The following is an 18191-nucleotide window of genomic DNA, read 5'->3' as shown; positions in this document are numbered from 1 at the left end:
GCGCATTGACTCTGGTTATTGAAGTTTCTGGGGAATTGACGCGTTGATTTCCTTATAATAGCGGATAGCACCTGGATGCAGCTTTGCCCCCAGCGTTTGCAGGGTTTCAAGTGTAACGGCGTTCCACCATGGTCCGGTTTTACCCATGGCCTTTTTCTGTTCCCAGAAGGTTTGGGTCAACAGATACGCAGTTTCATCGTCCATCGACGTTGTTGTATAGGCGCCCACCGGGAGCGATGTGGTGGTCACATCCTGGTCGACCCCCGCATATGTTCCCGCCGGAATTACAAGCTTGGTCCGTTTGGTTTGGGCAACCTGGGCATCGGACATGCTTAAAATATGTATTTTCGTCCCGGCAGCGGCTTCCAGAACATTCGGCGCAGGATAGGATCCGGCTGTGGCAAACCCTTCAATCTGACGGTTTTTCAGCGCCGGCACAGCCGCATTCAATTCCACATCGACCAGTTTGACTTTCCCTTCCAAACCAAACATTTTAATGTATTTTCCCGCTTCACGTGCACCGAAACTGCCCTTGCCGATCAGAAATTTCTTCCCTGCCAGATCCTGGAATGTTTTCACACCGGAATCCTTGCGTACAACCAGGTGCATGGTCAGTGAAGGGATGGTGAACAAGGAGCGGATCTTCTGGTAATTGGGATTGGCATCACTGAACATCTTCTTACCGCTGAGGGCCAGTTTGACCAGCATGGGAGGCGTTGTGAAAACGTAGTTACCGGAACGATGAGCGACTTCCTTTACGTTCTGCACCGATCCCTGACTTTCTTCAACAGTGACGATAATATTGCCGTTGGATCCTTTTTTCATGGCCTCGGCAATCTGAACGGCCATCTGATAATAGGAGGAGGTCGTTTTAGCCGATTTATAGGTTATCCGGGTTTCGGCATGCAGCGACACGGTCAAAAACAGCAAAACGATCATCATCGTGGCCATAAAAAGGTTAAAACCGGTGTTTTTTCTGGCAAGCAATTGCATAATACCTCCTTTTTGGGTTTCCATTCAGGCGCGCGCTTTTATTTAATCAAAGCAAATTTCTATTGATATGCTGCCCGACACTTGAACATAAAATGGGTTCCATATCACATGGGGACAATAAATAAAACCCGGAAAGGCCGATCGCCCATAAGGTTTTTGACTTTCACCCCCCGGACAATCATTATGAAAAAATTCAAACGGCCCTTGGGTGAGCCCGAATGGGATTCGTGCCCGATTCTTTGGATTTTTAAGGGGTCTTGCTTTTTTGGGCAATGGTCGTTGCTAAAGCAAGCCAACATTCATACATCCTTACATAAATATTAATCTGTCTTCTTCCTGAAAATTCAGAATAAAAAATATAAACCTGCGTTTTAAGAATCAGGGTTGCATAAGCCCGAAAATCAAGATAATCTCCAATAAGGTTACATAGATATCACAATAATTTTCATGTAGCATAAAAAATAATACGCCCTGTGAAGAAATACCGGTTTTGAACGGAATCCGGATGAATTATGGATATCAGGGCAAACATATCGGTGAAAGGAGATTAAATATGACAACCGAAGAAAAAGTTGAAGAAGTTGAAGAGGCAGAAGAGGCTGTTGAAAAAACCGGACAAAAACCCCTGTGGCTGGCAAGGGAGGAAAAACTACTTGAGCTCAATACCACGAGCCTCTCAGGAGACGCCAAAGAGGAAGCGATTCAAAAGATTATAAAAGAACTTGATGAAGAGGGGTATAATGTTTCCAAGAGCGGCGGCAAAATAATGCATTTAAGATGGGCCGTGGATGACATGCTGGAAGTGGGGAGGCCGTTGATGCAGGATTTCAACGATGCGATTGCGGCACTTTCACTGGAGGATGTTCTCGACGCCTATTCAGCGACCACTAATTTTATCGCTAAGCTTGGAGAAACCTGGAAAGAGATCAGGAAAGTTGAAAACAGACTGGATATCATACGGATTATCCAAGAGACAAAACTCGATTTGATTGTAAAAAAAGCAAAAGAGATGTCTGAGAATGAAGGTGTCCGCTACCTTATTGAAGAAGACGTATCCAGGGAAAACATCATTCGCAAATTGGCCATTACAGAAGAAAAACTGGCTGAAGTGGAAGCGGAAATTGCAAAGGAAAAGGCCGAAAGAGCAAGAGTGGCCGGTCTCCTGGAGAAAGTTGAAGGCAAGCCGGATCTGGAAAAGGTCAAACACTTGATTACGAATGATGTGGCTGAGGAATTGATCATTGAGATGGCGGGCGTTGACAAGGGTGCCATTGAAGAGGCCCAAAAAGCCATGGAAGAAGAAATCAAGGAACAACAAAGAAAAGCAGAAGAAGAAGCTGCCAGGAAAAAGGCAGAGGCTGCGGGACCTGCCCTTGAGGATATTAGTTCTGAAGATATGCTTGACCATATCGAAGCCATTCGCGAGATCAAGGAATTCAGCGATGTAGAGAAAGAAATCAGGACGATGTGTGAGCAAAGTGCCATCCCTCAATGCCTCGTTGATATTGCCGTTTCTGATCCTGACAAACTCGATGAACTCGAAAAAGAGGCAGAAGGATAACCTTGCCTCAGAATGAAAACGGGGAAATCAGGGTTTTCCCTCACCATGGACAAACCAGTGGACAAACCAGGGACATGATCACTTAATTAAAAATATTGAGTGATCATGTCTCTACGCAAGACCCGGCTTACCCATGAATCAATCCCCTATTGATGAGCCTGCAAACCTCCGTTGGAGCAGCAACAACAAACCGGAGACCGATGATGATCCAGACCATGAAGCTGATCAAACGGGTGAATTTTGAAGACTGCGACCCCTTTTCCCACCTCAACAATGCCCAGTATTTAAACTATTTTCTCAACGCCCGGGAAGAGCAGCTGCGGACCCATAAGGTCCTCAACATCTTTGAGCATTCCCGGAAAACCGGAAACAGCTGGGCAGTGATTTCCCATGATATCCGGTACATGAAGCCGGCTCTCCTGGGAGAAGAACTGGAGATCTGGAGCCGGATGCTGACCTTTGACACCCTGAGAAACCTGGTGGAATTCGTCATGGTCAACCCGGAAAACGGACAGCTCAAGGCAATGATGCACACGCAGTTCGCCTATTTTTCCATCCGGGACGCCAAACCGGCCAAACCGGATGAGAATCTGGTCCGATTGTTCGGTGAAATCGCCCTGTTCCCGGGCACGCCCCTTTATTCCATAAAAATGGAAGATCGTCTCAAAGCGGTCAAACAGGAGATCCTGAGCGAGTCTTAGCCTCCGCAAGCTTTTCTCTTTTCCCATAGGAGAGAAAGGAAGCGGTTGCCGTGAGAATGATCAAGAGCCCGGAAAATCCCATTACCCGCCTGAGATCAAAAGCTTCAAAGAGAAATCCGTAGACCAGCATGGCAAAGGGGATGGAAAAATTGCCCAGGGAGCTGACCACCCCGAAGACCCGGCCGATCATGTGAGGCTCGGTCCGGTTCTGGATCAGGGTCTGGAAACTGGTACCGGCCAGGATGATGGAGCTGCCGGCCAGCCCGAACAGGAGCATGGGAAAAAGAACATTGGGATCCAGAACCCGGGAGATCCCAATCAGGGAGATGACGCATCCGATCATCCCCACCGCCGAAAAGAGCAGGAAAGATTCCCTGCCGTTGATCCTGGCATAGCTTAAGGCCAGGGCCATGACAACGGATCCGGCCCCGAATGCCGCCTGGATCGCCCCCATATTGGCCGCCCCTTTACCGGGCAGAAGATCGGCAATGACCGGAATGGCCACCTCCACACATCCCACGAAAAAATGGATGACAAAAACCATCAAAAGAATGTTCATCAGCCTGGAATCCCCATAGATGAACTGGTATCCCTTTTTTAACGAGCGGCCCAGACTTTCCCTGGGGCCGGAAGTCATGGACGGGATTTTTAACAGAGATTCAAACCCGGCTGAAATAAAAAAAGAAAGGGCGTTGAGCCCGAACACGATAAAATAGCCGGTGCCGGCCACCATTATCCCGCCGGCAGCCGGTCCCAGGATATTGGAGATACCGGATACAAACTGGGTCCCGGCATTGGCTTTGGACAGGTTTTCCTTTTTCACGATCCCCGGGATGATGCTGGGAATGGTGGGATTAAAAAACGCGGAGTTAAGCCCCAGGAGGACCTGGCTGGTAAGGATGGTTCCAAGTCCCAGGGAACCCTGAATATATTGATAGGCGACAAAGGATACGATGAACCCCCTGAAAAGATCCGTTGCAATCAGGAGGGTCTTTTTATTGACCCGGTCCACCACCACTCCGGAAAAAAGCCCGGCCCCTACCACGGGAAGCAGGCCGGCAAAAAGAACCAGTCCGGTTTTGGCAGGAGACCCGGTGGTTTCAAGAACCATCATGGAAAGAGCCAGCATATAGAACTTGTCCCCGGTCTGGGAGACCAGCTGCCCGGAAAGGAGAAGGGTAAGATTCTTATTTTTCATCATATTCAAACACCCATTTTTTTATGCCTTGAATCTCTTTTTCGGAAAACCCGAGCTGTTCGAGGAAATCCCTGTGGGCCTCGGCAGACATCTTTTCAAATTCCAGATGCCATTTATGCTGCCCCTTTTCATCCAGACCGGCGGTTTTCAGAAGCCGGGTCCAGCCTTTCCGGTCCATGTACCGGGTCCTGGCAGTCAAACTCCTGTCCTTCAGGATCTTGATGATCACCTGCTGCTGGTTTCTCAGCTCCCGGATTTCCCGGTTCAGGCTGTCCAGCCTGTTTTCCAGGATCCGGGAAAGGTCCGGGGCCGGAGAAGCGGTCACGGTCCGGATTTCCTCCAGGGAGAGGCCGGTTTCCCGGAACCGGCGGATCTGGTCCAGCTTTTGGCGGTCTTCCTCGGAATAAAGCCGGTATCCGGCATCTGACCGCCCAGAGGGTTGTAAGAGCCCGATCTTGTCATAGTGGAGAAGGGCGGTCCGGGATAAATTGAATTTTTTGGCTAATTTTCCTATGGTGTACATGACTGCCTCATTTTCGCATCTCTTCGGTTAATTGAGTCAAAGGATAAACTATAAGGTTGTAGACAGGTCAATAGATTTTTTATCCGGCCCGGCTTAAAATTTTTGATTGAATACGCGCCTTTCCTGGGGTATGATCCTTTGCAATCCGAACCTGGGAACCCTGCTGAATCTGCCAGCTCCCGTTCATTTCCGCTTCTTTCCCGTTCTTCTCTCTAAAGATGCCCCTCTCCTGCTAATTTTTGAATCCATCCCGGCTTCCCTGAACGCTCAGGAGGAAAATATGAATCATTTCACAGGATTCTTGAAAAGAGGAATTCTCACTCTGCTATTTTTGATTTTTCTGGTAAGCGGCCAGCCCCCTGCCCACGGTTTTGATGGTCAGAACCCATCCAAATCCCAAAAGGTCCTCATGACAAATCTGGCCGGACTTGCTGCCATTACGGTCTGGGGCACGGCCAACTGGGATTATTTTTCAAGCAGTCCGGCAACCGGGAGTGAAGGCTGGTTTTCAGAAAACACAAAAGAAGGGGGGGCGGACAAATGGGGCCATTTTTATTTTTCCTACGGCCTCTCCCATCTTCTGGCCGGAACCTTTGAGGACTGGGGATATTCCACTGAAAAGTCGGCCCGCCTGGGAGCTCTGTCATCCTTTGCCATGATGGGATATATGGAACTGGGGGACGCCTTCAGTGATTATGGATTTTCCCATGAAGATATGATCATGAATCTTCTGGGTTCTGCCGCAGGCTATTTTCTTTACTCCCATCCAAGTCTGTCTGAAAAAATCAATTTCAGGATTGAGTATATCCCGGAATTTGACCGGGCAGATGTGTTCACGGATTATGAGAACATGAAATTTGTCATGGCCCTTAAACTGAACGGATTTGAATCTATCCAGGATTCCTTTGCCCGCCATTTTGAGCTCCAGCTGGGGTATTATACCAGGGGCTATTCCCGGGACGGGGACCGGGAAAGAAACATATATCTGGGCATCGGCCTTTCCCTGCCTGAGATCTTCTCGGGCCTGTCCATGCCGAAAATCTCAAAATTCTTCACCTACTTTCAGGCGCCTTACACCTATATCCCCCTGGAAAAAGATCTCAACGATTGATCAAAAGGGAAATCCCTTGTCCGGATCAAAGGCTTCCAGGCTCTTCTTCCTGGGTTTCTCCGCCCTAAGATGAACCGGATTGCCCTCCACGTAAATGGACTTATGGGGAAGGGCCGGACAGGTATGTTCACAGGCTCCGCAGCCCACGCAGATGTCCGGATGAACCTTGGGAACCCTGAGGCCGCCTTCCTTTTCCATGGTCACGGCTTTGGTGGGGCAGTGCTCTGAGCAGGCCCCGCATTCGGTTTTCTGGGTGACCACAATGCAGTTCTCCCGGATAAAGACCACCTTGCCGATCTGTACCTGCTGTTTGGCCTCCCGTTCCAGGGCAAGAACGGCCCCGGTGGGACAGACCTCCCCGCACCGGGTGCATTTAAAATTGCAATACCCCTTTGCATTGTTCATCCGGGGCATGAGGATTCCCCGGGTTCCGAAACCGCCGAGTTCCGGCTGGATCACATGACCGGGGCAGACGGTCACACAGAGATGGCAGGCCGTACACCGGGAAGTGAAATGATCCAGGGATAAAGCCCCTGGCGGAAGAACCGGATGTTTGCGCTTCACCGGTATCTTGTTCTTCACATAGACCACGGGTTTGACTGCCGCCTCCACGATCCTGTGGAATCCTGCGATCCCAAGGGCGCACAGGGCCATGAAGGCCCTCCGGCCCGGATTTGTAACGGATTCGGATTCGGTTCCAGATCCTGAACCATTCGATTTCAGGGGAAGGCAGGTTCCCTTCTTTTTCCCGGGGCCTTGAAAAGAAACACTTCCCTCGGGACAAACCTCCAAACAATCGAAACAGGAAACGCACCGCTGAAAATCAAGCTGCTTGTTTTTCGGATCCATGCACCCTGCCCTACAGACTCTTTCACATTTGCCGCAGCCCGTGCAGGAATCCGGGTCCATGACCAGTTTTAAAAGGGAAAACCGGGAGATCCAACCCAGAAATATCCCCACCGGGCAGAGGGTATTGCAGAAGATCCTGCCCTGGCGGATGACCAGGACAGCCAGAATCAGGACAAAAACCAGGACCGCTGAGATGACACCGGGGTTGGGCACGGGAATGGATACGGGCATGATCCAGTAAAGATCTGCCAGACTCAAGACTTTGGCCAGGCCGTTGTTTCCCAGCCCGGCAACGGGTCTTGCCAGGACGGCCATGATCCGGCCGAAATTGCTGTAGGGGTCCAGAATATTGATCATAACCATGGAGCCTGAGAAGACAAGAACCAGGAGCAGTGAGGCCAATGTCAGGAATAGGATTGAATACCGCACCCTGTTCCAGGGGGACGAAAATCTCATTTTTTTCTTTTTTTTCCAAAACCTGAATCTCAGGATCACATCCTGGATACCCCCCAGGGGGCATAAAAAAGAGCAGTAGATCCGCCCGGCAATGCCGGTCAGGAGAATCACCAGGATAAATCCGGCTGCCCCGGTCCCGGCTGGGGTGAAAAATTTCAGGAGGGAGGGAATAAACTGAAAAAATAGAACTCCCCGGAAGAACTCCGGGGGGAAAATGCCGTGCAGATCCAGGAACAGGAATGAACAAAGGATCAGGACTCCCAGGGAGACGATTCTGCGCAGGGTCTTGAGGCGGATTCGAATCAGATTTTTCACGGGCAGATGCAGGAAAATCCTTTTGAACCTCTGTTCATTGTCATACCCGGATTCTCTGGATATTGAGCCCGGAAAGATCCATGGTCCCGATTCCCATGTCATGGGCCCGGCGGATATAGGAAATTTCCCCGGGATCAATCCCGAACATCTTGGACCCAGCTGCATCGGCAGCAACGGGATCCGTACTGATGATCAGGGATTTCATGAGAACCGTATCATCGGGGCTGACCCCCCGGGGGCCGTTGACCTTCAAAACCCGGTAGGCATCCACAATGGTCAGGTCGGGTTTTCTAAAGGTGGAAAAATCGGCAATGCACTGATGAAGCCCGGAAAAATGCCACCATCCCCGGTTCCAGACCACACCCATGAGATTCTTCATGCCAATGGTCAGCCGGGTGGAGGAATGACTTTTGAGCACCGGCACATTGATGAACACATCCGATTCCACAAAAAGCTCATGGGCACGGGCACGGGTCAGGATCTTTCCCTTTGGGATCTCGATCTGACCGTAACTGGCCTTGGCGTTCCCGGGCACCATGGTTCCTCCGGCATCCTTTACCGCATCGCGGATGCCGCTGCTCACATAGCATTGCTTGGGTGAATCGCAGGTATGGTCGAATATATAGACCTTTTTGGCTCCGGCATGCCTGCACTGGGCAACGATCTGCTTCACCAGTCCCGGATGGGTATTGGCCGCCATATCCGGTTCCTTATCCCACCCGATATTGGGCTTGACCGTCACGGTCTGGTTGGGCTTGACAAAAGCCTTTATCCCGCCCAGGGCAGCCATGCCCCGGTCAAACATGGGGCCGGGCTCCCCGCCCATGACCCCCACAAGTTCGGGCCGGCCCGGTTCAGCCGCCCATCCCAGGGGGCGGAAAGCAAAGCCTGCAGCCAGACCTGCGCTACTTTTTAAAAATTCCCGTCTTTTCATGGTCCTATTCCAGGATGTCGATGATCCGCTTGCCGGTTTCCGCGGCCTGGGTCTGGGCAAAGCCCCTGGCCCGGGCCAGAATCTTCAGCCGGTTCAGGTTCATGGATTCTTCGGCAAAGTCAAGATCCCGGATCTCGGATTCCGAAGAAAGGATATTGACCCTTGTACTGGACAGATTGTTGATGGTGGACTCCAGCTGGTTCTGCTCCGACCCCACGGCGGCCCGCTGCTGGGAGATATAGGCCAGGGCCTCGTCTGCCATTGCAATGGCGTTTTGTGCCCCCTCATCACTGGTGACATCAATGTCGGCCAGTGTACCCAGATCTTCACTGGAGATCTGATCCGGACTGATCGAGCCCAGGGAGATTTCCAGGGTCTCACCCGATGCCGCCCCGATCTGGAACGCCTTGTCGCTGAATGTGCCTGACAGCAGTTTCTGTCCGTTGAAGCTGGTGGTGTCGGCGATCTGGCTCAAGGCTTCCAGGGAAGCGTCGATATCCGCCTGGATGGCCTGGCGGCTCTCTGTACTCTGGGCCGGTCCTGCCGCCTGTACCGCTTTTACCCGGATATCCTGTACCAGTTCCGATGCCTGGGCCAGCGCCCCGTCTGCCACCTGGACGATGGAAATGGCATCATTGGCGTTCCTGGCTGCCTGGGCCAGGCTGTCTGCCTGGCTGGCCAACTGATCGGCAATGGCCATGCCCGATGCATCATCCGCAGCCTGATTGATTCTTTTCCCCGTTGAAAGCCGCTGGAGGGTCTTGGAAAGATCCTGCTGGTTCTTCTGGAGTTGATAGGTGGAGAATCCACCCATGGTGTTTGTATTGATTTTAAATGCCATAATGCCTCCCCATACTTGGACATATTGTTTAAGTATAAGGAATTATGAAATAAAATCAACCCCCAAATGATAATCGTTCTCAACCCGGATGCCATGATGAAAAATGGGGCGTTGGAATTTGTCGTCCGCTTTACCGCAGATTGCAGGGCATGAATTCCATGTTCTAGTTGCCCGGAGTGCAGTAAAACTGGTATAGAAAAAGAATGACTACACCCCTGACCATCTCCCAGGAGATGAAGGCCCTTATTGACTCCATGCACAATCCTGTATTGGTCATTGACCATTCAGGTTTCCTCATCGGCTGCAACCGGTCGGCAGAGAGGATCATTTGCCACCCAAGAAAAGAGCTGCTGGGCAGGCCTCTCACCTCCATCCTGAAAACATCCAGACTCCACACCATATTGAAAACGGGAAAAACCGAATCTGTCCAGAAAATTTCCATTGACGGGAAAAATTATATTTCCAACCGGACTCCCGTTAAAATTGGAGGAAAAATCGCCGGGGCAATTGCCGTACTCCAGGACGTATCTGAACTGGAGCATATTTCCAGTGAACTCATGGCCACCCGGAATCTGAGCAATGAACTTACCGCCATCATCGAATCTTCTTTTGACGGGATCTATGTGACCGACGGCAATGCAAAGACCATCCGCCTCAACAAGTCCTACGAACGGATCACCGGCCTTCGGCGGGAGGAGCTTCTGGGCCGGACCATGCACGAGCTGGTGGAAGAAGGGGTTTTCAATGAATCCGTCACCCTGAAAGTGCTGTCCAGCAGACAGCCGGAATCCCTGATCCAGCAGGTCAGGTCCGGAAAGACCTTTATGGTGACCGGCACACCTGTTTTTGATGAAACCGGGCAGATCAGCCTGGTGGTAACCAATGTCAGGGATGTGACCGAACTCCACCGCCTCCACAAAGAATTAAAGAACATGAAATCCCTTCAGAACAGGTATCTGGAGGAATTGACCCGGTTAAAAAACGGAAACCAAGGGGATGGAAAATATATTATCATCTCCAAGAAAATGGCAGATGTCCATGCCCTTGCCCTGCGCCTGGCCAGGGTGGATTCCACGGTATTGATACAGGGGGAATCGGGAGTGGGCAAGGAAGTGGTGGCGGACATGATCCACTCTGCCAGCCCGAGAAAAGACAAACCCTTTATGAAAATCAGCTGTGCCGCCATTCCCGAACACCTTCTGGAGTCTGAATTGTTCGGCTATTCAGAAGGGGCCTTTACCGGAGCCAAAAAATCCGGCCGCCCCGGACTCTTTGAAATGGCAGACCAGGGAACCCTGCTCCTGGATGAGATCGGGGAAATGCCCCTGGGACTTCAGGCCAAGCTGCTCCGGGTGGTCCAGGAAAAACAATGTATCCGCATCGGAAGCAGCGAGCCTGTTTTCGTGGATGTCAGGATCCTGGCCGCCACCAACCGGGATCTCAAGAAGATGGTGGCCCGGAAGGAATTCCGAAAAGACCTCTTTTTCAGGCTGAATGTCGTGCCCGTCCATATCCCTCCCCTGCGGAAACGAAAAGAGGCCATTGCAGGATTTGTCCAATTTTTTTTAAGACGGCTCAACAAAAAATACAATTATGATAAATCCTTTACACCCAGGGCCATGGACTGCCTTTATGATTATGACTGGCCCGGGAATGTGCGGGAACTGGAAAATCTTATCGAACGGGTTGTGGTGGTCACCCCGGGCAGGGAAATTACTCTGGAGAGCCTGCCGGCCCATCTGACCGAAGAAAACAATTCAACCCACCTGCCCCGGTACCATCAGACCTCTCTCAGGGCGGCCCTGGACGAGTTTGAAGCATCCATCATCGCCCAGGTGCTTGCAGAGCAGGGAAGCACGAGAAAGGCAGCCCGTGTTCTGGGGGTTAACCAGTCCACCATCGTGCGGAAAGCCGCACGATACAAGATCCGTTCCCGCTGATTCGATGCTAAATCGCATCGAATCATTTTTGCATCGATGAAAAAGACACCTTTCAAATAAGCCTCCTTAATTTACAAGCATGTTATAGATGCAGAACAGCATCGAAAAAAAATCAAAATTCTCCCCTTTCACATCCTCTGGATCATGAATTTCTTTTTCTTTACAAAATCATAACCCTCTGGATCCATTCAATTAGTTGAAATATTTCACCCCCAATCCCAGGCACCGGCCCCGGCAGGAAAGAAAGCTGGCATTGGTTTTGCTGATTAAAACCCAAGGGAATTTGGAATGGGAATAAAATAAAAAGAACAAGGGAGTCGGTCATGCGGATGAATGCTGAACAATACGAAGAAAGCTTGAGAAAACTGAACCTGAACGTCTATATGTTCGGGAAAAAAGTGGAAAATGTGGTGGATGATCCCATTATACGACCCTCCATGAATGCGGTTGCCGCCACCTATGAATTCTCCCTTAAACCCGAATACGAAGACCTGCTGACGGCCAGATCCCATCTTACCGGAAAAACCATCAACCGGTTCTGCCATATCCACCAGAATACCGACGACCTGATAAAAAAAACAAAAATGGGCCGTCTGATGGGCTCTTTGACCGGATGCTGTTTCCAGCGGTGTGTGGGCATGGATGCCTTGAATGCCCTGTCAATGACCACCTTTGACATCGATGCAAAGCACGGCACCCGGTATTATGAAAGGTTCAAGGACTACCTGTGCCATGTCCAGGAAAAGGACCTGACCTGTGACGGCGCCATGACCGATCCCAAGGGAGACCGGTCCCTGCCGCCCCATAAGCAGCCGGATCCGGATATGTTCCTCCATGTGGTGGAAGAACGGCCCGACGGCATTCTTGTCCAGGGGGCCAAAGCCCACCAGACAGGGGCTGTAAATTCCCACGAGATCATTGTCATGCCGACCATTGCCATGCGCGAAGAGGATGCAGACTATGCCGTCTCCTTTGCCCTGCCCAGCGACGCCGACGGCATCACCTATATCATGGGCCGGCAGTCCTGTGACACCAGAAAGCTGGAAAAAGGCCAGCTGGACCGGGGCAACCGGATCTACGGCGGCCACGAGGCCCTGGTGGTCTTTGACAGGGTATTTGTTCCCTGGGAAAGGGTCTTCATGTTCAAGGAGTATGAATTTGCCGGGCAGCTGGTGGAGCAGTTTGCCTCATACCACCGCCAGAGCTACGCCTGCAAGGCAGGTGTCGGGGATGTACTCATCGGAGCCACCCAGATCGCTGCAGAGTACAACGGTGCCCAAAAGGCCTCCCATATCAAGGACAAGATCATTGAGATGAACCATCTCAATGAAACCCTGTTCTGCGGTTCCATTGCCTGCGCTGCCCAGGGACACAGGGAACCCAGCGGAACTTATCTGGTCAACACCCTTCTGGCCAACGTCTGCAAACAGAACGTCACCCGGTTTCCCTATGAAATTGCCCGGCTGGCCCAGGACATTGCCGGCGGCCTCATGGTCACCCTTCCCTCGGAAGAGGACCTGAGATCCGAGGAGGTGGGCCCCCTGATGAAAAAATATTTCAAGGGAAATTCCGAAGTTTCCACAGAGGACCGGATGAAGATCCTTCGTCTCATCGAAAACCTGACCCTGGGCACGGCTGCCGTGGGATATCTGACCGAGTCCATGCACGGGGCAGGATCTCCCCAGGCCCAGCGCATCATGATTGCCCGGCAGACCAATATGGAAGCCAAAAAGGAAGTGGCAAAAAAACTCTGCGGCATCACTCCCGGGTAGGCCTTGGAAGGTGTACCGCATCGGCGTGAAATACTGCGGCGGCTGCATGCCGGAATATGACCGGTCCGCCCTTGTCGAAAAGATAAGGACCAGGCTGGCCAAAAGGGCCGAGCTGGTCCCCTGGAACCTGCCGGATACCGACATCATCCTGGTGGTCTCAGGCTGCCCCAATGCCTGCGCCGATATCGAGGCCTTCAGCCGGATGCCTCTATTTTTCCTGGACAGCCCGGCAGATGCGGAACCATTGATCAAAATAATAGAATCGGAGCATTTAGATGAACTGGCAGAATTATTACCGAGAAATGACCACAACGGCCCCATCGGCCGTCAAGGCAATTAAAAGCGGAGACCGGGTGGTGGCCGGTCATGCCACAGGCTCGCCGGAAACCCTGCTTGCGGCCATGGTGGAAAACAGCAGCCGCCTGAAAGATGTTGAAATCGTCCACATGGTTTCCATGGGAAAAAGCGACTATTGCCGGCCCGAACACCAGCAGGCCTTCCGTCACCATTCCCTGTTTGCAGGAGGGATCACCCGGGATCTTATTGCCCAGGGCAAGGCAGAATACACCCCCTGTTTTTTCAAGGATATCCCGGGGCTGTTCAAGGAGAATATTTTACCTGTGGATGTAGCCCTGATCACGGTCTCTCCCCCGGACAAATCCGGCAATGTCAGCCTGGGGGTTTCCGTGGACTACACCCTCCAGGCGGCCCTGAGTGCCAAAACCGTCATTGCCGAAGTCACCCCGCATATGCCGGCCATACCCGGTACATCCTTTCTCCATGTCAGCCAGATTAACGCCTTTGTGGAAACAGACCGCCCCGTCATTACCATGGACCCGCCGGCCATCGGAGATATCGAGCAGGCCATCGGCGCCAATGTGGCACAATTGATCCGGGACGGGGATTGTCTCCAGCTGGGCATCGGCGCCATACCCGATGCGGTGCTGAACTTCCTGGACGAGAAAAAGGATCTGGGGATCCATTCGGAAATGATTTCCGACGGAGTCATGGGCCTTGCCGAAAAAGGAGTGATCACCGGCAGAAACAAAAATCTTCACCCTTACAAAATCATTATCTCCTTTGCCATGGGAACCCAGGGATTTTACCAATGGCTGGACAATAACTCCATGGTTGAGATCTATCCGGTGGACTACACCAATAATCCCTTTGTCATCGCAGAAAATGACAACATGGTTTCCATCAACTCTGCCATTTCTGTGGATCTCCTGGGACAGGTGGCGGCGGACGCCCTGGGCACCCGGCAGTTCAGCGGGGTGGGCGGCCAGGTGGATTTTGTCCGGGGTGCAAGGGGATCCAAGGGAGGCAGAAGTGTCATTGCCATTCCCTCCACAGCCGCCAGGGGCAAGGTATCCCGGATCGTGCCTGGCCTTGACCGGGGTCAGGCCGTGACCACCTCCCGGAACGATGTGGATTATGTGGTCACCGAGTACGGAATTGCCCAACTTAGGGGGAGGACCGTAAAACAGAGGGCCCGGGCATTGATCGAAATCGCCCATCCGGAATTCAGGGAACAGCTCTCTTCTGATTTTGAAGCCCTGTTTTTCCTTGGTGCCGCATCCTGAAACCCCAGGGCTTCCCCAGGACATGAAAACCGAACTTCGTCCTTTGCCGGTATTCCGGTGCCCGGCCCGGCAGCAGGTGCCAGTTTTTCATAACCCCAAATTAATTCTTAACAATAAGGAGGTTCGATGAGTATCAAACGACAGTATGGAAGCGAGCAACCCGGTATCCCTTTAGGGCCCCTGAGAATGAGGCTCCCGTTTATCCACTACAATTTTGAATTTGCCGACTACCTGCAGGGGATTCTCATGTGCACGGTCTGCCTTGCCATCATTCCCGTTCTGACGGCCAAGCTGGGCATGTCCTACGAGGTCGCCCTGGCCATCGTGATTATCAACGGCACCCTCTACCTTGCCCATGTAACCTTTGGCGACCCTGTGGTTCCCGGATGGGTCACCCCGGCCATTCCCCTCCTCATTGCCTATGTGGAAACCTTTGCCCCCGGGGTGGAGCGGATGCAGGCCCTCATCGCCTTTCAGATGCTTTTCGGGGCATTCTGCATCTTTATCGGGGCCTCAGGCCTTGCCAAACGGGTGATCTCCCTCATCCCCAATGCTGTCCAGTCGGCAATCCTCATCGGCGCCGGTTTTTCTGCGGTGATGCTCATCTTCAAACCCGGACAGGGACTGAAAAGCTTTGACGCCTATCCCTGGACCATTACCATCTGTATCGGCATTGCCTTTTACCTCTTGTTTTCCAGCCATTTCAAGGGAGTCAGAAACAAAAGCAAGATCCTTTTGACCCTGTCCAACCTGGGGATGATGCCGGCCCTGGCCCTTGCCATCTTCATCGGCCCCCTGTTCGGTGAAATCCCCTGGCCCCATTATGAAGCCGTTATTTTCACCCGCCCGGATTTTGCGGGCCTGTGGAGGGACTTTACCCTGCTGGGCAATATCCCCTTTCCTTCTGCAAAACTGTTTCTGACCAGTATTCCCATGGTACTCAGTGCCTATATCGTAATCTTTGGTGATGTTATCCAAACCCAGGCCCTGATTGAAGATGCCCAGAAATACCGGAAAGATGAGGCAATCAATTACAGCCCTGACAGGGCCCATATCATCTTTGGCGCCAGAAATGCCTTTATGAGCGTTGCCGGACCGGATATCTCCATGTGCGGTCCGCTCTGGGCAGCCATGCAGGTGGTCTGCTGCGACCGGTATAAAAACGGCCCGGAAGCCATGGATTCCCTGACCGGGGGCGCCGCCTCCTTCAGATTCGGCACCTGGACAGGCTATTTCCTGGCCCCTGTCACTGCCACGGTCAAACCGATCCTCGGTGTGGGCCTGGCATCCACAATGCTGGTCCAGGGCTATGTCAGCGTCCGCATCGGTGTTCTCAAGTCCAGATCCTTTAATGACCTGGGAATCGCGGGGGTTGCCGGTGCTGTCCTGGCCACCCGCGGAGCGGCCTGGGGGCTGGCAGCTGCCATTATTCTCAGCGCCCTGATCTACCTGGGAACCCCGAAAGAAGAGGCCTATATGGAAGAAGAGCCTTCCTTTCCGGGAAACAGAATCACAGTGACCTCGGAAGAGGATTAAGCCGGCATACCTGATTTTGCCGCGGTATTGCTCCGCGGCAGAATCATCACCGGCAGGGAGGCAGAAGAATCACCGGAAAACAAAGCCGGATGGATCCGGCAAAACCGGCCTGAAATAACGGGCTAAATACCAGGGGGAAATCAAATGGCATTCATATATAAACAGGAATCCGGATCCGGCAGGAGTCCGGGAAAACAGATCGGCCTGGCTCTGATCGTTGCCCTTACCCTGTGGGTGATGCTGAAAACCGGTTCCGACACTCTTTCTGCCGACAATACCCTCACTCTGATCAGTGTCATCGGGGCTGTTCTTTTTTTTGTTCTGGTGGCATTCAAAAAAAATCCACTGACCTGGCTTGCCCTATTCCGGAAAGATCTTCCCCGGCAGGTTCTGATGCCGCAGCTACTGAAGGATCTCTCCCAATTGGATGAGGACTTCGATATCTTTCCGGGGATTACCCTGGAATTCTTTAAAATCAGCTGCCTCGTTGTCTCCCCCCAGGGAATTTTTGTGATCAGCACACCGGACCGCCCCCTGGATAAAGGCAGCAGGCAGATGGACATTGAAACGAAAAAGTTGTGGCAGCGCTGCCATATGATCCGCATGCTGATCAAAAAAGGCTATGACAAGGAAATCATGCCAATTCCTCTTCTGGCAATCCCCGGGGTAGAGGGATTCGAATATAAGGGAGTGGGGGTTATACCGCCGGATCAACTGTCGGACTGCATATCAAAGTCGGATTCCGGACTGGACAAAAAGCTCATGAAAAGTCTTTCCCTCTTCTTGGCCCAAAGATATCTCCGGTGATAATGACGATTGTCAAAAAGCTGTACGCCATGGCGGAAGCTTCATCCCAACCTTACAAAGATCAGAAAGGTTTCATATTCGAAGCACCCAGGGCTGAAGCTGTAGTCATCTACCGCAAAGCCCTGATAACGCCCGACGAATAGCTCTTTGACAATAAAAAAAGAATGCGTTAAAGATCAAGGAAACTGGAGAAGCTTTACCCAGACTATGGAATCCAATTGGAGAACCCGGGATAGAATCCAATGGACAAAACAAGGATCATCAGAAACAGGCATCTGCCCTTCATGGAGATCAAAACCGGTGCTGAAACCGCCTATTCCGTTAAAAAACACTCCCATGAAGAGCTTTCCCTGGGATTTGTGGAAAAAGGATCCAGCACCATCCTGTGCCGGTCCCTGGAATTGAAACTCCAGATTGACGATGTTGTCCTGATCCCGCCCCGGACCGTTCATTTATGCCAGCCCAGTGATCCTGACCTGTTCAGGTTCACCATGGTCTTCCTGGATCCCCATTGGCTGCAGAAAAGTTTTGGTCTTACCGTCCATGGGATCCGGGGAAGACGGCCTGGAGCAGGAAACCCGGGCCCTCCTGTTTGTAGGAAAGATTCTCCTGGATATCTTCGGGCTTGATCCCGAAGCCAAAGCCGGAGATCAGGACCTACCGGGAAATCTTCAGAAAATAAAATCCTTTCTGGACAGACGTTTTACCGGGGATATCCGTCTGGAGGATCTGGAAAAGATCTGCCGCAGGAATAAATTTTCCATCATCCGGGACTTCAGCCGGGCCTATGATCTGACACCCCATGCCTATGTTCTGGACAAACGGATCAACCTGGCCCGGACCCTTCTGCTCAAGGACCGGAGCGTGGCCGATACTGCCGCTGAATGCGGCTTTTTCGATCAGAGCCATTTCATTAAAACCTTTAAAAAGTTCACGGGCATCAACCCGGCTCAATATAAAAATTCCAGCTAGGCCATCCTTTTTTCTTGAATCTTTGCGCAATTTTTTACAATCCCACCGCCTTTTTCTCCTGTAGAAATCAAAGAACGATTAAAAACAAAACTGACCGGC

17 protein-coding genes are annotated in these 18191 nt (G+C 51.9%); 11 read left to right on the top strand and 6 right to left on the bottom strand.

Translation table 11 applies throughout. The annotated features are described in order from the left end of the window. Positions 1-15: 15 nt before the first annotated feature. Positions 16-993 (bottom strand): TAXI family TRAP transporter solute-binding subunit, encoded by a 978-nt coding sequence (locus F608_RS0121755; RefSeq protein ID WP_022667822.1) that lies wholly within the window; start codon positions 991-993, stop codon positions 16-18. A 553-nt stretch (positions 994-1546) separates the two neighbouring features. Here F608_RS0121755 and F608_RS32960 point away from each other — a divergent pair. Together F608_RS32960 and F608_RS0121740 are read left to right on the top strand one after the other, a co-directional pair. Beyond that, on the top strand, positions 1547-2554 hold the full coding sequence (locus F608_RS32960) for a hypothetical protein (RefSeq protein WP_033398553.1): 1008 nt from the start codon (positions 1547-1549) through the stop codon (positions 2552-2554). Positions 2555-2754: 200 nt separating this feature from the next. Continuing rightward, the gene (locus F608_RS0121740; protein ID WP_161626886.1) at positions 2755-3255 is read left to right on the top strand and encodes an acyl-CoA thioesterase; all 501 of its coding nucleotides are present in this window, start codon (positions 2755-2757) and stop codon (positions 3253-3255) included. Here F608_RS0121740 and F608_RS0121735 read toward each other — a convergent pair. Both F608_RS0121735 and F608_RS0121730 read right to left on the bottom strand, forming a co-directional pair. After that, a complete protein-coding gene (locus F608_RS0121735) occupies positions 3227-4456 on the bottom strand; it encodes an MFS transporter (protein WP_027363003.1) in 1230 nt (409 codons plus the stop codon). The genes F608_RS0121740 and F608_RS0121735 overlap by 29 nt on opposite strands. After that, on the bottom strand, positions 4443-4976 hold the full coding sequence (locus F608_RS0121730) for a MerR family transcriptional regulator (protein WP_022667817.1): 534 nt from the start codon (positions 4974-4976) through the stop codon (positions 4443-4445). The genes F608_RS0121735 and F608_RS0121730 overlap by 14 nt, the downstream gene beginning before the upstream one ends. A 280-nt stretch (positions 4977-5256) precedes the next feature. On the opposite strand from F608_RS0121730, the gene F608_RS0121725 reads away from it, so the two are divergent. Beyond that, positions 5257-6087 carry a DUF2279 domain-containing protein gene (locus tag F608_RS0121725; protein ID WP_027363002.1) on the top strand — a complete coding sequence of 277 codons (831 nt, stop codon included), beginning with the start codon at positions 5257-5259 and terminating at the stop codon, positions 6085-6087. On the opposite strand, the gene F608_RS0121720 is transcribed toward F608_RS0121725, so the two are convergent. The 3 genes from F608_RS0121720 to F608_RS0121710 are packed head-to-tail and all read right to left on the bottom strand — an operon-like array spanning position 6088 to position 9482. Beyond that, positions 6088-7809, bottom strand: coding sequence for a 4Fe-4S binding protein (locus F608_RS0121720; RefSeq protein WP_022667815.1), 1722 nt, complete (start codon positions 7807-7809; stop codon positions 6088-6090). It abuts the gene before it with no gap. Next, positions 7748-8641, bottom strand: coding sequence for a DUF362 domain-containing protein (locus F608_RS0121715; protein WP_022667814.1), 894 nt, complete (start codon positions 8639-8641; stop codon positions 7748-7750). Before F608_RS0121715 ends, F608_RS0121720 begins: the two co-directional genes overlap by 62 nt. A 4-nt stretch (positions 8642-8645) precedes the next feature. Continuing rightward, positions 8646-9482, bottom strand: coding sequence for a flagellin N-terminal helical domain-containing protein (locus tag F608_RS0121710; RefSeq protein WP_022667813.1), 837 nt, complete (start codon positions 9480-9482; stop codon positions 8646-8648). Between the two features lie 203 nt (positions 9483-9685). Here F608_RS0121710 and F608_RS32955 point away from each other — a divergent pair, with 203 nt between their 5' ends. From F608_RS32955 to F608_RS32945, 8 genes are all read left to right on the top strand, one after another. Continuing rightward, positions 9686-11422, top strand: coding sequence for a sigma 54-interacting transcriptional regulator (locus F608_RS32955; protein WP_022667812.1), 1737 nt, complete (start codon positions 9686-9688; stop codon positions 11420-11422). Positions 11423-11745: 323 nt separating this feature from the next. After that, on the top strand, positions 11746-13194 hold the full coding sequence (locus tag F608_RS0121695) for a 4-hydroxyphenylacetate 3-hydroxylase family protein (RefSeq protein WP_022667810.1): 1449 nt from the start codon (positions 11746-11748) through the stop codon (positions 13192-13194). A gap of 10 nt (positions 13195-13204) precedes the next feature. After that, a complete protein-coding gene (locus tag F608_RS32950; RefSeq protein ID WP_033398552.1) occupies positions 13205-13534 on the top strand; it encodes a hypothetical protein in 330 nt (109 codons plus the stop codon). Continuing rightward, positions 13470-14777: an acetyl-CoA hydrolase/transferase family protein gene (locus tag F608_RS0121685; RefSeq protein ID WP_022667808.1), complete on the top strand. Its 1308-nt coding sequence runs from the start codon at positions 13470-13472 to the stop codon at positions 14775-14777. The genes F608_RS32950 and F608_RS0121685 overlap by 65 nt, the downstream gene beginning before the upstream one ends. Positions 14778-14903: 126 nt before the next feature. Further along, positions 14904-16313 carry a permease family protein gene (locus F608_RS0121680; RefSeq protein WP_022667807.1) on the top strand — a complete coding sequence of 470 codons (1410 nt, stop codon included), beginning with the start codon at positions 14904-14906 and terminating at the stop codon, positions 16311-16313. A gap of 144 nt (positions 16314-16457) precedes the next feature. Beyond that, positions 16458-17120 (top strand): hypothetical protein, encoded by a 663-nt coding sequence (locus F608_RS0121670; protein ID WP_022667805.1) that lies wholly within the window; start codon positions 16458-16460, stop codon positions 17118-17120. A gap of 242 nt (positions 17121-17362) precedes the next feature. Next, positions 17363-17749 carry an AraC family ligand binding domain-containing protein gene (locus F608_RS35890; RefSeq protein ID WP_084681221.1) on the top strand — a complete coding sequence of 129 codons (387 nt, stop codon included), beginning with the start codon at positions 17363-17365 and terminating at the stop codon, positions 17747-17749. After that, the gene (locus F608_RS32945; RefSeq protein WP_022667801.1) at positions 17664-18092 is read left to right on the top strand and encodes a helix-turn-helix transcriptional regulator; all 429 of its coding nucleotides are present in this window, start codon (positions 17664-17666) and stop codon (positions 18090-18092) included. Before F608_RS35890 ends, F608_RS32945 begins: the two co-directional genes overlap by 86 nt. Positions 18093-18191 lie beyond the last annotated feature (99 nt).

The sequence above is a fragment of the Desulfospira joergensenii DSM 10085 genome (genome assembly GCF_000420085.1).
GTDB classification, from domain to species: Bacteria; Desulfobacterota; Desulfobacteria; order Desulfobacterales; family Desulfobacteraceae; genus Desulfospira; species Desulfospira joergensenii.
Note: the sequence above shows the minus strand (reverse complement) of the source record. Positions and strands in the feature narration are given on the sequence as shown.

Coding starts and splice junctions, on each gene's coding strand:
- F608_RS0121715 (WP_022667814.1), bottom strand. CDS start 8,641: ATGAAAAGACGGGAATTTTTAAAAAGTAGCGCAGGTCTGGCTGCAGGC.
- F608_RS32955 (WP_022667812.1), top strand. CDS start 9,686: ATGACTACACCCCTGACCATCTCCCAGGAGATGAAGGCCCTTATTGAC.
- F608_RS0121695 (WP_022667810.1), top strand. CDS start 11,746: ATGCGGATGAATGCTGAACAATACGAAGAAAGCTTGAGAAAACTGAAC.
- F608_RS32945 (WP_022667801.1), top strand. CDS start 17,664: ATGGGATCCGGGGAAGACGGCCTGGAGCAGGAAACCCGGGCCCTCCTG.
- F608_RS35890 (WP_084681221.1), top strand. CDS start 17,363: ATGGACAAAACAAGGATCATCAGAAACAGGCATCTGCCCTTCATGGAG.
- F608_RS0121670 (WP_022667805.1), top strand. CDS start 16,458: ATGGCATTCATATATAAACAGGAATCCGGATCCGGCAGGAGTCCGGGA.
- F608_RS0121755 (WP_022667822.1), bottom strand. CDS start 993: ATGCAATTGCTTGCCAGAAAAAACACCGGTTTTAACCTTTTTATGGCC.
- F608_RS0121720 (WP_022667815.1), bottom strand. CDS start 7,809: ATGACATGGGAATCGGGACCATGGATCTTTCCGGGCTCAATATCCAGA.
- F608_RS0121735 (WP_027363003.1), bottom strand. CDS start 4,456: ATGATGAAAAATAAGAATCTTACCCTTCTCCTTTCCGGGCAGCTGGTC.
- F608_RS0121710 (WP_022667813.1), bottom strand. CDS start 9,482: ATGGCATTTAAAATCAATACAAACACCATGGGTGGATTCTCCACCTAT.
- F608_RS0121685 (WP_022667808.1), top strand. CDS start 13,470: ATGAACTGGCAGAATTATTACCGAGAAATGACCACAACGGCCCCATCG.
- F608_RS0121725 (WP_027363002.1), top strand. CDS start 5,257: ATGAATCATTTCACAGGATTCTTGAAAAGAGGAATTCTCACTCTGCTA.
- F608_RS0121740 (WP_161626886.1), top strand. CDS start 2,755: ATGATGATCCAGACCATGAAGCTGATCAAACGGGTGAATTTTGAAGAC.
- F608_RS0121680 (WP_022667807.1), top strand. CDS start 14,904: ATGAGTATCAAACGACAGTATGGAAGCGAGCAACCCGGTATCCCTTTA.
- F608_RS32960 (WP_033398553.1), top strand. CDS start 1,547: ATGACAACCGAAGAAAAAGTTGAAGAAGTTGAAGAGGCAGAAGAGGCT.
- F608_RS0121730 (WP_022667817.1), bottom strand. CDS start 4,976: ATGTACACCATAGGAAAATTAGCCAAAAAATTCAATTTATCCCGGACC.